The sequence below is a fragment of the Amycolatopsis benzoatilytica AK 16/65 genome, assembly GCF_000383915.1.
GTDB classification, from domain to species: domain Bacteria; phylum Actinomycetota; class Actinomycetes; order Mycobacteriales; family Pseudonocardiaceae; genus Amycolatopsis; species Amycolatopsis benzoatilytica.
Map to the genome: position 1 here is coordinate 7,158,953 of NZ_KB912942.1, position 13,343 is coordinate 7,172,295.

Consider the following 13,343-nt stretch of genomic DNA (forward strand, 5'->3'; position numbering starts at 1 on the left):
GATACGGACCCCCCGAACGAGTGACAGGCAGTCGCTGCTCCGCCTGATTGTCGCACTCCGCGCCGGGAAAGTTACAAACACTTTCACTTTTGGCCGTCGAGGAGGGAAAGGAAGGGTCATGGCAGAGTGGCGGCATGAGTGCTGCGGTGCTGGTGGTCGGGTCCGCGAATGCCGATCTGGTGGTGCCGGTGGACCGCCGTCCAGGCAGCGGCGAGACGGTGCTGGGTGGCGACACCTCGCTGTCCCCGGGCGGCAAGGGGGCCAATACCGCGGTCGCCGCGGGGAAACTCGGTGCGGACGTCGCGTTGCTGGGCGCGGTCGGCGACGACAGCTATGGACAGTTGCTGCGTAATTCGCTGTCTGACGCGGGTGTTGATACGCAATTTGTGCGGACAGTCGAGCGGCCCACCGGAATCGCCTACATCACCGTGACTCCGGACGGGGAGAACTCCATCCTGGTCTCCCCTGGCGCGAATTCCGCGCTGGAGCCGGCCGATGTCACCGACGAGGTGCTCGCCGACGCGCGGGTGCTGGTCGCGTCGCTCGAAGTGCCGCTGCCGACGGTCGAGCGCGCGGTGCGGCGGGCCCGGGAGCGCGGTGTCACGGTGCTGCTCAACCTGTCCCCCGCCGCCGAAGTGTCGTCGGAAACGCTGGCCGCGCTGGACGTTCTGCTGGTCAACCAGCACGAGGCCGAGTACCTGCTCGGGACGCCTGGCGCGGATCCGCGCAAGCTGCTGGATTTCGGTCCGCGTGCGGCGGTGGTGACGTTCGGGGCCAAGGGCGCCCTGGTGATTGAAAGCGACAAGTCGACGAACGTCGCGTCGCCGCGGGTGGAAGCAATCGACACCACCGGTGCCGGCGACGCGTTCGCCGGAGCGCTGGCGGCGGCCCTCGCGGACGGCGTCGGACTGGTCGAGGCGGCGGAGCGCGCGGTGCGGGTCGCCGCCGTGACGGTGACCCGCCGTGGCGCGCAGCCGTCCTACCCGACGATGGCCGAACTCTGATCTGTGGCGAGGGTCACGGACTGATTTCCGGCCGGTCGCGCCCGGCTCGCGGACCCGGCGGAGCTGCCCGGTTTCCGGCAGACTCTTGCGGGCCAGCGACCGCTTGAGGCGGCCGGCTGCCTGATGGCACGAGGAGGTGCGTCCGGTCGTGGAACGCAGGCGAATTCGGGACAGGTGGACGGCGGCGCGGGAGATCGCTGCCCGAGTGAGCTATGGTCTAGACCATGTCTGAGAGTGCTGCCGCTCCGGCCGGGCCCGTTGTCGGTTCTTCGCTGACCGGGGTCGCGGTCAGCCCCGGACGCGCGAGCGGCCCGGTGGTGCGCGTCGCCGAACCGCTCGGGGAACCCGCGAGCACGCCCGCGCCGGCCGATCCGGCGGCGGAGGCGGCGCGGATCGAGCCCGCCGCACAGGCGGTCGCCGCGCGGCTGGAGGCACAGGCCGAGGCCGCGACCGGGGAGGCCGCGACGATCCTCGTCACCACCGCCGCGATGGCCGCCGACCCGGCGCTCGCCGCTCAGGCTCAACAGCTGGTGACGGCGCGGAACCTACCCGCGGCCCGCGCCGTCTACCAGGCCGCCGAGGTCTTCGCGGAAGCTCTCGCGGCCGCCGGCGGGTACATGGCCGAGCGGGTCCGCGACATCCGGGACGTGCGCGATCGGCTGGTCGCCGAACTGCTCGGCGTCTCGCCGCCCGGGGTCCCGGAGCTGGCCTCGCCGAGCGTCCTTGTCGCGCGTGACCTCGCGCCCGCCGATACCGCGGGCCTCGACCCGGCGAAGGTGCTCGCGCTGGTCACCGAAGAAGGCGGGCCGACGAGCCACACTGCGATCCTCGCGCGGGCGCTGGGAATCCCGGCGGTCGTCGCGGTGCGCGGGCTGCTGGCCACGGACGCCGAGGCGTTGTCGGTCGACGGCGACACCGGCGTGGTCGAGGTTGCCGACCCAGCGGCTCCGATCGTGACCGCCGCCGCGTCCGGCCCGGCCGAGTGGAACGGCGTCGGCGAACTGTCCGACGGGCACCGGGTAAAGGTGTACGGCAACGTCGGCTCCCCGGTGGACGCGCAAGCCGCCGCGGACGCGGGCGCGGAGGGCGTCGGCCTGTTCCGCACCGAGTTCTGTTACCTCGACGCGCCGGCTGAGCCGTCCGTCGACGAGCAGCGGAAGGCTTACGCCGCGGTGCTTTCGCCGTTCCGCGGCAAGCCGGTCATCGTGCGCACCCTGGACGCGGGTGCGGACAAGCCGCTCGCTTTCCTGTCCCCGGAAGCCGAGCCCAACCCGGCGCTCGGCGTACGCGGGCTGCGGATCGCGTTCGACCGGCCGGAGGTGCTGGAGCGTCAGCTGGAAGCGATCGCCGGTGCGGCCGCGGATTCCGGCGCGGAGGTTTCGGTGATGGCACCGATGGTGGCCACCGTCGAGGAAGCCGCCTGGTTCGCCGAGCGGGTGCGCGCGGCCGGGATCGCCCGGGCCGGCGTGATGATCGAGATTCCCGCCGCCGCCTTGCTGGCCAGGGAAATTCTGTCCGTGGTCGACTTCGTCTCGGTCGGCACCAACGATCTGGCGCAGTACACGTTCGCCGCGGACCGGCAGCTCGGCGCGGTGGCGAAGCTGAACGACCCGTGGCAGCCCGGTCTGCTGCGGCTGCTGAAGGTGATCGGCGAAGCCGCCGAGGCGGCCGGCAAACCGGCCGGCGTCTGCGGCGAGGCAGCGGCCGACCCGCGGCTCGCGCTGGTGCTGGCCGGGCTCGGCCTGACCAGCTTGTCGATGAACGCGCCGGCGGTGCGGTCGGTCGGCGCCAGTTTGGCCTCGGTCTCGCGGGAACAGGCCCGTGCGATCGCGGCGGCGGCACTGGCGACGACGGACCCGGCGGCGGCGCGCAAAGCGGTCGCGGACGCGCTCTGAATCGCTGAGGTAGTTCCCCGGCGGGCGCGCCGGACCCGGGTGAGAGATGGGGTGACCGGGTCCGGCGCCGGATGCTGGTCAGCCGAAAATGCCCCGCCGAGGGTGGCGGATGACCAGCGAGCCCCCGTGGACGCGGCCGGTCAGGACGTAGCGCGGGGTGCCCGCGCGGCCGTTGCTGCCCGTCTTGTCGTCCAGTGAGCCGAACTTGATCTCGGTGATCGAGTTGTAGTCCACCGCGGCCTGCGGCGGGATGATCAGCTCGACCGATCCCCACTTCGAGTCGAGCTCGATCTGCACCACCGGGGTGGCAACGCGGGCCTCGGTGAAGTCGAGCTTCGTGCTGCCGTACTTGTTGCGCACCACCATCGCCGCCGGCACCTGCCACGGGCCGCTGCGCTGCAGCGACGAATACTTGGCGTTCAGTTCGAGCCGCTGTCCTCCCGGGTACTGCTGCGGGTAGCCCTGGTCGTAGGACGGGGCCGCGTACTGCGGTGCCGCGCCCGGGTGGAACAGCCCCGGCAGGTCGGCGAGCACGGTGTTGAGCTCGCCCCGGGTGCGGGCGGCGAGCGCCTGATCGGTGCGCTCGGTGAACTCGTCTAGGGTGAGCATCCCGTGCCCGATCGCTTTCTGCAGGACGCCGACCACGTGTTCGCGTTCGTCGTCGGATACCCGGATGTCGCGGTCGGTCAACGGCTTGGTCTCGGTCGCGGGGTGCGCGCCGGACATCTCTTCCTCGCCCATGCCCTCGATGGTAGAACTCGATTTCCGCAGGCAGATCGGGGAAAAACCCTGAACGGACCCGTAATCCGCGCACTGGCCACGCTCGGCGTGGCCAGCGTTCTGCTGGCCGGATGCACGAGCCCGCCGCCTGCTCCGCTCGCGCCGACGGCGCCGCCGAGGCCGAGCCCGACCACTCCGCCGCCGTCCGGGCTCGCCGGCGGAGTCGCCACCGGCGGCATCGGCGTCGAACTGCTGCTCGCGACCTCTCCGCCGACCGTGTTCGACGCCGATACCGGCGCGAGCGCGCCGATGCCCGGGGTCCCCGGCGGCGACCGGCGGGTGTCGGTGCTGCGGGTCGGCCACACCCCGGTCGTCCTGACCGCTCCGCCGTGTCACGACACCACCTGCGACCCCGCCGACGCGTACGTCTACCAGCGCGGTTCCGCGCCGCAGCCGCTCGGCAAAGCGCTGAGCGCGGCCCCCGGCGCGGACGGTGCCAGCGTCTGGTTGATCCGGCCGGACGGACCGGATCTGTGCCGGCTGGAACACGTCGCGCTGTCCGGCAAGTCATTCGGCCCTCCGACGGTCGCCTCCTGCCGGACTGTGGTCCGGGTCGAGACGTCGCACGGGCTGCTGATCACCATCGGGGCCAGCGCGGACACCGTCGACGTGCTGATCGACCCGGCTACCGGGCGGACCGTCCAGCAGGCACCGCGCATCCTGGCGTCGGCCGGCGACCGGCTGGTGCTCGGCGGGCTCACCGACGTGACCGTGCTGGACCTCCGCACCGGTGCCCGCAAAGTGGTCTCGCTGCCAGTCCCCACGCCGCGTCCCGCAGTGTGGCCGAGCCGGGACGGCAGCGTCGCCGCGTTCGACTTCGGCACCCCGTCGTGGCAGGGCAGCCTGACCCAGACTCGCGACCTGTGGCTGCTGAACCTCACCGATTACACGTGGCAGCAAGCCCCGTCGATGCCGTACACGACGGAAAACCTCAAGCACTCCGGCCTGGACTGGACCGAAGCCGGCGACCTGGTGGTCGCGGACGGCGTCGTCGGCGCCTGGCATCCGGGCGAACCGGCGTGGCGGCTCGGCAAGGCGAGATTGTCCGCCGCGCAGCAAGCCGCCGGCGTGGCGACGTCCTAGTCCTCGTCCAGTCCGTGCTCGATCGCGTAGCGGGCCAGCTCGACCCGGTTGTGCAGCTGCAGTTTCCGCAGGGTCGACTGCACGTGGTTCTCCACCGTCCGATGTGACAGCACCAGCCGTTCGGCGATCTGCCGCGCGGTCAGTCCCTTCGCGACCAGCCGGAGCACGTCGGTCTCGCGGTCGGTGAGCCGCGGCGGTTCGGGCGCGCCCTCCGGCGCGTCGGCCATCCGCCGGTACTCGCCGAGCACCAGCCCGGCCAGCCCGGCGGTGAACACCGGGTCGCCGTCCGCGGTCCGGCGCACCGCGTCCACCAGCTCCGCCGAGGACGCCGATTTCACCAGGTAGCCGGAGGCGCCCGCTTTCACCGCTTCCAGTACGTCGCTGTGCTCGCCGCTGGCCGAAAGCACCAGCACGCGGGTGTCCGGCGAGGCCGCGGTGATCTCGCGGGTGGCGTCGACACCGGAGGTGGTGCCGAGGTTCAGGTCCATCAGCACGACGTCCGGCCGCACCGCGCGGGCGATCCGGATCGCGGCCGGGGCGTCCGGCGCGGTCGCGGTCACCTCGAACCCGTTCTCGGCGAGGTCGCGGGCCACTCCGTCGCGCCACATCGGGTGGTCGTCGACCACCATCACCGAGATCGTCCGTTCCGTCATCGTCCGTCCCTCATCGTGGCTGGCACTCGCACTTCCCACTCGGTGCCCCGGCCCGGGCCGCTGTCCAGCACCGCGGTCCCGCCGAGGTCGGCCACCCGGCCGCGAATCGACTTCACTACTCCCAGACGGCCCTCGGCCACCGCTCGTTCCAGCCGGCCGCGCTCTATTCCGGGCCCGTCGTCGCGGATGCTGACCACCACCTCGCCGCCGAGGTCCTCCAGCAGCACCCAGGCGTGCGCGTCCGGACCGGCATGTTTCTCCACATTGGACAGTGCTTCGCGGGTGATCGCGACGAGTTCCTCGGTGACGTGCGCGGGCAGGTTCACGGTGCCGGCCGGGGTCGACACCTGCACCGAGGTCGTGGCCAGCAGCTGCAGCGCGGACCGGAGGTCTTCGAGGTCGCCGGACCGTTTCGGCTCGCTGCTCACCAGTGCGCGCAGTGCGACCTCCTGCTCTCCGGCAAGCCGTGCCAGCTCGGCCGCTTCGCCGCCGGCCTCGAGACCACGCTTGCGCACGCGCGCGAGCACTTGCAGCACGCTGTCGTGAATCGACCGCGCGAGCCGCTCCCGCTCCGCTGTCGCTGCTTCCGCGCGAAGGGCGCGCGCGAGCTTCTCAGCGGAACTTCGGGCGAGCGTCGCCGCCATGCCGACGAGGAGACCGCTCGCGCACAACAGCACGCCATCTCGGACCACATCGAGATTGACAGCCTCTCGCGCGACTCCCGTGCCAACTGCCACGATCAGTCCGGCCGTGACGCCGCCGCGCGCACCGAAGCGTGTCGCGGCAGCGAGCGGGCCCACGGCTGCCCACACTGTCGTGATCAACGGTGCAGCCGCGTTGTACTGCGCGTCGGAGAGAATCCACGGCGACGTGAGCATCAGTGCAGTAGTCAGCACGACGTCGAACACCACGAGCCAGCGACGCCGCCCGTTCTCGCGCAGGTATGCGAGGCTCGACAGGACTGTCCACGCGCCCATCACCCCGGCCACGAGCCAGGCCAGCCACGGTCGCTGGAAGTCCGCCCGGTGCGCGATCACCACCGCCAGGGCGAACAGCCAGGTGACGACCCGCAGCACTACGGTGCCGCGCCAGAGCGGCGTCGCCGGGTCTCGAGTGGTCGGGGCGCTCACGTCTGGACTTCGCTGTCTTCCTGCTCGACTTCGTCCGCGGCGTTCTGCTTCGGACGCCAGAGCCGCCTCTTCGGTTTGTCGACCTTCGCATGCAACGTGTCGACAGTGGACGGGTCCACGTCTCCTTCGTGCAGCAGCGATCGGACCCCGGAGTTGACCACCGCCAGCAACGGAACCGCCAGCAGCGCGCCGGCGATCCCGGCGGCGACCAGGCCGGTGGCGATCGCGAGCACCACCGCGAGCGGGTGCAGCTTCACCGCGCGGCCCAGCAGCAGCGGCTGCAGCGCGTGGCTTTCCAGCTGCATCACGCCGATCACCACGGCCAGCACGATCACCGCGCCGACGATCCCCTTGGCCACCAGAGCAACCAGCACCGCGACGCCGCCGGTGATCAGCGCGCCGATGATCGGGATGAACGCGCCGAGGAACACCAGCGTCGCCAGCGGCACGACCAGCGGAACGCCGACCGCCCACAGCCCGATGCCGATGCCGACCGCGTCGACCACGGCCACCGCGGCGGTCGCCCGGATGTAGCTGACCAGCGACGCGAACCCGCGCCGCCCGGCCACGTCCACTCGCGAGCGCACTCGCCGGGGCACGCCGCACACCAGGAACGACCAGATGCTCTCGCCGCCGGCCAGGAAGAAGATCGTGACGAACAGGGTGAGCACGAAGCCGGTGAGGATCTCGCCGACGGTGCCCGCGGTGGTCAGCGCGGTGGTGGTGATCGACGCCTGGTTGTTCTGCAGGAAGCCGATCGCCTGGTTGATGAAGTCCTGGATCTGCTCCTGGCGCAGGTGCAGCGGACCGTTGATCAGCCAGTCCTTGATCTGGTTGAGGCTGGTGGTCAGTTGCTGCTGCAGCTCCGGCAGGCCGCTGGAGAACTGGGTGATCACGAAGGTGAGCAGCCCGCCGAGCACCGCGAGTCCGGCCACCAGCACGATCGCCGTGGCGATTCCGCGCGGACAGTGGATCTGTACCAGACGCGACACCGCGGGGGCCAGCAGCGCGGACAGCAGCAGCGCGATCGACACCGGCACCACGACCGCGGCCAGGTAGCCCATCAGCCACACCACCGCGTACAGCGCGGCGATGACGACGATGAACCGCCACGAAAGCGCGGCGGACACCCGCAGGCCGCGCGGGACGAGTTCGGTGACGTCGGGGGTCGGTGCGGGGTCTGTTCCGGCTGGGGACGGTCGTTCTGGCGCGCTCACGTGATCACCGTATCGGCCCGGCGCGGAAAAACCGGGCGGATCGCCCAGCGGCCGCCGCGAAACCCGGCTTCCGCCCGGCGACCGGAACCGACTCCGGAGTAACCGGCCCTCTGCACCGGGGATGACCGAGCGTGAGATCCGGCCACACGGTGTGTTGTTCACACGATGGTGGCATCAAGTCGTGTCAATGATGCGCGGCGGGCCGAACATTTGGTTCTCTCGTTTTTGCACCACCGCGGAACCGCGTCGTAATCGCCGCTGTTCCGGCAAAGCTGAAATATATTTTCCCCCGAGGAGAAATCACCTGTGACGAACGACGCTGTGCACGAGAGGCGAGGCGCGACGCGCTTCGGCCGTCTCGCGTCGCGTGCGTTGTTCGTCGTGGGCGGCGCGCTCGCGGCCACCGCGGCCGCGTGGGCGGTTTCCTCGTCGGCCGCCTCCGCGGAGACGGCCGGCACGAGCGTCACCCCGGTCACCGACGCGACCGTCGCCGGCCTCGGCGACGTCACCGACGGCGTGTCCCGGTTCGCGGGCGGCGTCGCCGGCACCGCGCAGCGGTTGGCCTCGTGCGAGCAGGAGGCCACCACGTGGTCCGAGTCGGGCGCGGCGCGTCCCGGCTGCTCGCTGGAGCAGTTCGGCCACCGCGAGGACCTGGCGGAAGGCCAGGAAGCGGCAGGCGCGGTCGGCACCGCGGTGCGTGACCTCGGCCAGGACGCGGTGCTCAAGCCGGTGCAGCGCACCGTCGGCTCGCTCGAGCACATCGCGCGCAAGCCGGAGGACGCCCGTCAGGTGATCGCCGACGCGACCACTCCGCCGCCGGCCGCGCAGGACTTCAGCCGGAAACTCTGGGACCTGCTCGACTCGCACGCTCCCGGTCGCCTGGTCGACCTGCCGAAACTGCCGGACGCACCGGCCGAGGCGGAGCTTCCCGCGCCGACCGTTCCCGAACAGCCCGCCGAGGCGGACAACCTCGGCGCGGCCGCGATGACCACGTCCGACGCGCTGCAGTCGGTTTTCCCGGCGATGGACGCAGCCTCGTCGGCTGGCTCGCAGTACGGCACCGGCACGGTCTCGCGGCATCACGGTGCCCGCGATCTGCCGGGTGCCCCGTACTCCCCGGCGCAGCTTCCGGCCGCGCCTGCTTCCATCCCGACTCCGCCCGCCGGTGGCTCCACCGCGCCCGGCGGACACCTCGACGGCCTCAACTTCGGTGTGCCCGCGTGGGTCACCGACGCCGTCGACAACGCCGTGGCGGGTTCCACCCGCACCGGCCTCGCGCACACGCCGCGCACCCCGGGCGAGCAGCCCGGTGTCACTCCTGACTGATCCACGTAACCCGCGGGGTCGTTGACGAACCCGGACACGTACGCGTGTTCCTTCCGTTCGTCGCCGACATTCATCCCGCGGGTTTTTCGCGCGATGCGCAATTTCCGCGCTCGCATTCCCCGGTGTCTGTCCTGACGAAAACAGGCGCACCGCCACGAACCCGCAAGGGACCCCGATATGAAGGAGAACAATCCCATGCAGACCTGGGCAAAGCGCGGACTCCAGACCGCGTTGGTCACGGGTGGCTTGCTGATGCTGGGCACCGGCATCGCCTCGGCCGACGAGAACGTCAACCCGGACACCCCTGCATCCCCGCTCGACCTGAATGTCACCGTTCCGATCGACGAGGCCAACAACGCGATCGGCACGCCTCTCGGGCAGGTCGACCTCCCGGCGCACCACAACGAGATCAGCACCAAGCCGGTCACCTCGGCGCTGAAGAGCGCTCTCGCCTCGGCGAAGACCCCCGGTTCCGCCGGCGACCTGACCGGCGCGCTGCCGAAGAAGGACGCTCCCCGCCAGGTCACGCCGACCAGCGACGCGTTCAAGGGCAACAAGGTCAACGGCGACGTCGTCGTCCCGATCCAGATCGTGGACAACGCGGTGGGCGTCATCGGCGACGCGCACGTGCAGGGCGGCGACCACGACCAGACCTACAGCCACAACCAGGACGTCGCGACGTCCGGCAAGTACTCCGGCATCGCCGGCAACGTGGTGGCGCTCGACTACGCGCTCCCGGTGCAGATCGCCGGCAACGGCGTCGGCCTCGCCGGCGGCAGCGGTGCGGTCAAGGGCGGCTCGGCGCACCAGAGTGCCACTGAGACCGGCAACATCGACACCACCGGCAAGGGCTCCGGCCTCTCCGGCAACGTCGTCGCGGGCCAGTTCGCCACCCCGGTTCAGGTCACCGGCAACGCCGCGTCCTGGATCCTGGGCAACGCCTACAGCGGCGGGTACAACGCGGACACCGCCGCCACCTCCGGCGGCTCGATCAAGTCCAACGGCAAGGGCGCCGCGGGCAGCGGCAACGTGGTCGGCGCGCCGATCGCGCTGCCGGTCAAGTTCAACGGCAACGCCGGCGGCGTGTGGGGCTCGGACGCGGACTCCACCTCCAACTCCTCGGCCGACGCCAAGGCGGGCGACACCCGTCCGGGCAGCCTGAAGATCCCGACCTACATGGAGACCGACGGCGACGGTTCGTTCCTGTCCGGCAACGCCGCCGCCGCGCAGGCGAGCCCGGTCGCGAACGTCGCGTCCGTCGCCGGTTCGTGGATCGGCAACGCCACCACCGGGCACGCGCTCGACCGCCAGGCGTCCTCCTCCACTCACGAGACCACCGCCACCTCCGGCGGCTTCGTGAAGACCAGCGGCGAGAACGCGGCCGGCGCGGCCAACGTGATCGACCCGGCCGTGGCGCTTCCGGTCGAGGCGTGCGGCGTCGGCGGCACCTACATCGGCAACGCGCACGCCGACTGCACCAACACCACCACCGCGACCTCCGGTGACGGCAGCTACACCCGCGGCAACGGCTCGGTGCTGACCGGCAACATCATCAACAGCCAGGTCGCGGGCGCGCCCGAGGTGCACGGCATCGGCGGCAGCCACATCGGCAACGCGTCCGGCACCTCGAACGAGACCAAGACCGTGACCGCCGGCAACTACGACGGCAGCCAGGGCAACGACTCGTCCGGTTCGGGCAACATCGTGCAGGTCCCGGTGGCGGCCCCGGCCGAGGTGTTCGGCGTCGGCGGCTCGTTCATCGGCCAGGGCTCGGCGGACTCGACCGAGACCAAGGTCGTCAAGGCCGGCGGCGGCGGCAACACCGCTGACGACAACGGCTTCCTGAGCTCGAACCTCGCCACCGCGCCGCTGTCCACCCCGGTGCAGCTGTTCGGCATCGGCGGCGCGTTCGTCGGCCAGGGCCACGGCAAGGCCAGCAACGACACCACCTCCACCGCGGGCCAGGACGTGCACGCGACCGGCGACAAGGGCGCTGGCGCGGGCAACCTCGTCGAGGCTCCGGTCTCGCTGCCGGTCCAGGGCCACGGCGTCGGCGGCGCGGTCGCCGGCATCGGCACCGGCATGTCGGACAACCTGACCGACTCGAAGGCGGGCGGCAACGCCACCGCGACCGGCAAGGACGGCGCGCTCGCCGGCAACATCGTGAAGGCGCCGATCGCCGGTGCGGGCTCGATCTTCGGCGACGGGCTCGCCGGAGCCGCGCTCGGCCACGGCACGGGCACGAACGACGTCACCTCGGCCTCGGGCGGCACCGCCACCACCAACGGTGACGGCGGCGCGGTCGCCGGCGACATCGTCGGCGCGGACGCCGAGCCGGTGGCGCAGGTCTTCGGCGACGCGGTTTCCGCGGCGGGCGTTTCGTCGGGCGACGGCATGAACAACACCGTCGTCACCGACGCTGGCGAGGACGCCACCTCGGGCATGGAAGGCTCGCTTTCGGGCGACATCCTGGACCTCCCGGTCCCGGCTGTGGCGCAGGTCTTCGGCGACGCGGTCGCCGCGGGCGGCGTGGCGCACGCGGTCGGCGAGAACCAGACCAACGTGACCGACGGCAACGACGCGACGCACACCGACGGTTCGGGCGACGCCCTCTCCGGCTTCGACTACTACCACCCGTTCGGCGCGCTGGTGCAGGTCTACGACGTGCCGCTGGAGGTGCTCGGCGTCGCCACCGCCAAGGCGCCGAACGCGACCGAGGTCGACCCGGAGCCGGCCATCGACGTCCCGATCGGCGGCGAGATGGGTGCCGACCAGATGCCGGCGCTGCCGAACTTCTCGGCGCTGTCCGGCCTGCCGGGCGCGGGCTCGGCCACCCCGGCCCTGCCGGCGCTGCCGGGTCTGCCCACCGCCGGTTCGGCCACCCCGGCCCTGCCCGGCCTGCCGGGTCTGCCCACCGCCACCACGCTGCCCGCCCCGGCCCTGCCGGGTGCCCAGCGTGCGGACGTGCCGCAGATCAGCGGCCTGAACGCGCTCGGCCAGCTGAACCAGCTGAAGGGTGCCACCGCGCTGCCGTCGGTGACCGGTCTGCAGAACGGCGTGCACCTGCCGTCGGCTCCGGCCCTGCCGGCGCTGCCGGGCGTCCCGAGCCTGCCGGGCGCTGAGCGTGCCGACGTCCCGGGTGTCCCGGCGGTGTCCGCGCTTCCGGTGAAGACCCAGCTGCCGACCCTGCAGCAGCTGCCGGCCGTCACCGCTCTGCCCGCCGTCCCGGGCGTGCCGGCGACGATGCCGACCACCGGCAGCGTGCCGTCCCTGGGCGGGTTCCAGAGCCTGGTCGCGAAGGCGCTGAGCTTCTTCAAGAAGTGAACCGCTTCTCCTGAAGCGGGCCGGGCATAATCCGGCGAACGGGCCCGGAAGCTACGTGCTTCCGGGCCCGTTTTTTGTGCGCGGGACTCAGGAGAATTCGAGTGAGCGCTTCGCCAGCCCGTTCCAGAACCCGTCGATCACGGTGCGGCCGTCGCCTTCTGCCGAGCTGGCGCCAAGCGACACGAACAACGGCGCGAAGTGCTCGACCCGCGGGTGCGCCATCGCGGCGGCGGGGGCCTTGTGCTGGAAGTCGAGCAACGCGTCGAGATCGCCGGCGCGAAGCACTTCGTCGCCCCAGTGGTCGAACTCGACAGACCACTGCGGTGGCGTGCCGTCGGTGCCGTCGACTTCACGCAGCGCGCGGAGGTTGTGCGTGAAGAAGCCGCTGCCGATGATCAGCACACCCTCGTCGCGCAGCGGCGCGAGCTTGCGGCCGAGGTCGTACAGCGCCTGCGGGTCCAGCGACGGCATGGAGATCTGCAGTACTGGGATGTCGGCCTCTGGGTACATCTCCACCAGCGGCACGTACGCGCCGTGGTCGAGGCCGCGTTCCGGCGCGTCGTGCACCGGCGTCGCGGTGGAGTGCAGCAGCTTGCGCACTCGCGCGGCCAGCTCAGGAGCACCGGGCGCGGCGTATTTGACCTGGTAGTAGCGCTCGGGGAAGCCCCAGAAGTCGTAGACCAGCGGGACCGTCGTGGTGGCCCCGAGCGTCAGCGGGGCCTCTTCCCAGTGCGCCGACACGACCAGGATCGCACGGGGTTTCGCCAGGTCGGCCGACCATCGGGCGAGCTGCCCTGTCCACGTGGCGTCGTCCGCGAGCGGCGGTGCACCGTGACTGAGGTACAGGACCGGGGTGCGGGGCGCCATTACTGCCTCCAAGTGTTTGAAAGTTCAACTACTATGGTACGCCCGGTTGCCGTTCTTGGCGAAT

Annotated in this window: 10 protein-coding genes; 5 read left to right on the plus strand and 5 right to left on the minus strand. The window is 71.5% G+C overall.

Translation table 11 applies throughout. The features are described from left to right. The first annotated feature begins 134 nt into the window (after positions 1-134). Positions 135-1,004 (plus strand): ribokinase, encoded by an 870-nt coding sequence (locus tag AMYBE_RS0133315; protein ID WP_020663724.1) that lies wholly within the window; start codon positions 135-137, stop codon positions 1,002-1,004. Positions 1,005-1,228: 224 nt separating this feature from the next. Further along, positions 1,229-2,899 (plus strand): phosphoenolpyruvate--protein phosphotransferase, encoded by a 1,671-nt coding sequence (ptsP, locus tag AMYBE_RS0133320; RefSeq protein ID WP_034287473.1) that lies wholly within the window; start codon positions 1,229-1,231, stop codon positions 2,897-2,899. A 78-nt stretch (positions 2,900-2,977) separates the two neighbouring features. Here ptsP and AMYBE_RS0133325 read toward each other — a convergent pair whose 3' ends face one another. Continuing rightward, positions 2,978-3,640 (minus strand): DUF1707 SHOCT-like domain-containing protein, encoded by a 663-nt coding sequence (locus tag AMYBE_RS0133325; protein WP_020663726.1) that lies wholly within the window; start codon positions 3,638-3,640, stop codon positions 2,978-2,980. Positions 3,641-3,727: 87 nt separating this feature from the next. On the opposite strand from AMYBE_RS0133325, the gene AMYBE_RS0133330 reads away from it, so the two are divergent. Next, positions 3,728-4,762: a hypothetical protein gene (locus tag AMYBE_RS0133330; protein ID WP_020663727.1), complete on the plus strand. Its 1,035-nt coding sequence runs from the start codon at positions 3,728-3,730 to the stop codon at positions 4,760-4,762. Here the strand turns inward: AMYBE_RS0133330 and AMYBE_RS0133335 are convergent. Genes AMYBE_RS0133335 through AMYBE_RS0133345 form a run of 3 tightly spaced genes read right to left on the minus strand, consistent with a single transcriptional unit; the run spans position 4,759 to position 7,762 of the window. Further along, positions 4,759-5,415, minus strand: coding sequence for a response regulator (locus AMYBE_RS0133335; protein ID WP_020663728.1), 657 nt, complete (start codon positions 5,413-5,415; stop codon positions 4,759-4,761). The two genes, AMYBE_RS0133330 and AMYBE_RS0133335, sit on opposite strands and share 4 nt — an antisense overlap. Further along, positions 5,412-6,545 (minus strand): MacS family sensor histidine kinase, encoded by a 1,134-nt coding sequence (gene macS / locus AMYBE_RS0133340; protein ID WP_020663729.1) that lies wholly within the window; start codon positions 6,543-6,545, stop codon positions 5,412-5,414. The genes AMYBE_RS0133335 and macS overlap by 4 nt, the downstream gene beginning before the upstream one ends. Next, positions 6,542-7,762 (minus strand): AI-2E family transporter, encoded by a 1,221-nt coding sequence (locus tag AMYBE_RS0133345; RefSeq protein WP_051124814.1) that lies wholly within the window; start codon positions 7,760-7,762, stop codon positions 6,542-6,544. The genes macS and AMYBE_RS0133345 overlap by 4 nt, the downstream gene beginning before the upstream one ends. A 306-nt stretch (positions 7,763-8,068) precedes the next feature. Between AMYBE_RS0133345 and AMYBE_RS0133350 the strand changes: the two genes are divergently transcribed. Continuing rightward, entirely contained in the window at positions 8,069-9,088 is a 1,020-nt protein-coding gene (locus AMYBE_RS0133350; RefSeq protein WP_027928273.1) for a hypothetical protein, read from the plus strand. Positions 9,089-9,283: 195 nt separating this feature from the next. Next, entirely contained in the window at positions 9,284-12,412 is a 3,129-nt protein-coding gene (locus tag AMYBE_RS0133355) for a beta strand repeat-containing protein (RefSeq protein WP_245573301.1), read from the plus strand. Between the two features lie 87 nt (positions 12,413-12,499). On the opposite strand, the gene AMYBE_RS0133360 is transcribed toward AMYBE_RS0133355, so the two are convergent. Then, on the minus strand, positions 12,500-13,279 hold the full coding sequence (locus tag AMYBE_RS0133360; RefSeq protein WP_020663731.1) for a dioxygenase family protein: 780 nt from the start codon (positions 13,277-13,279) through the stop codon (positions 12,500-12,502). Positions 13,280-13,343: the final 64 nt, after the last annotated feature.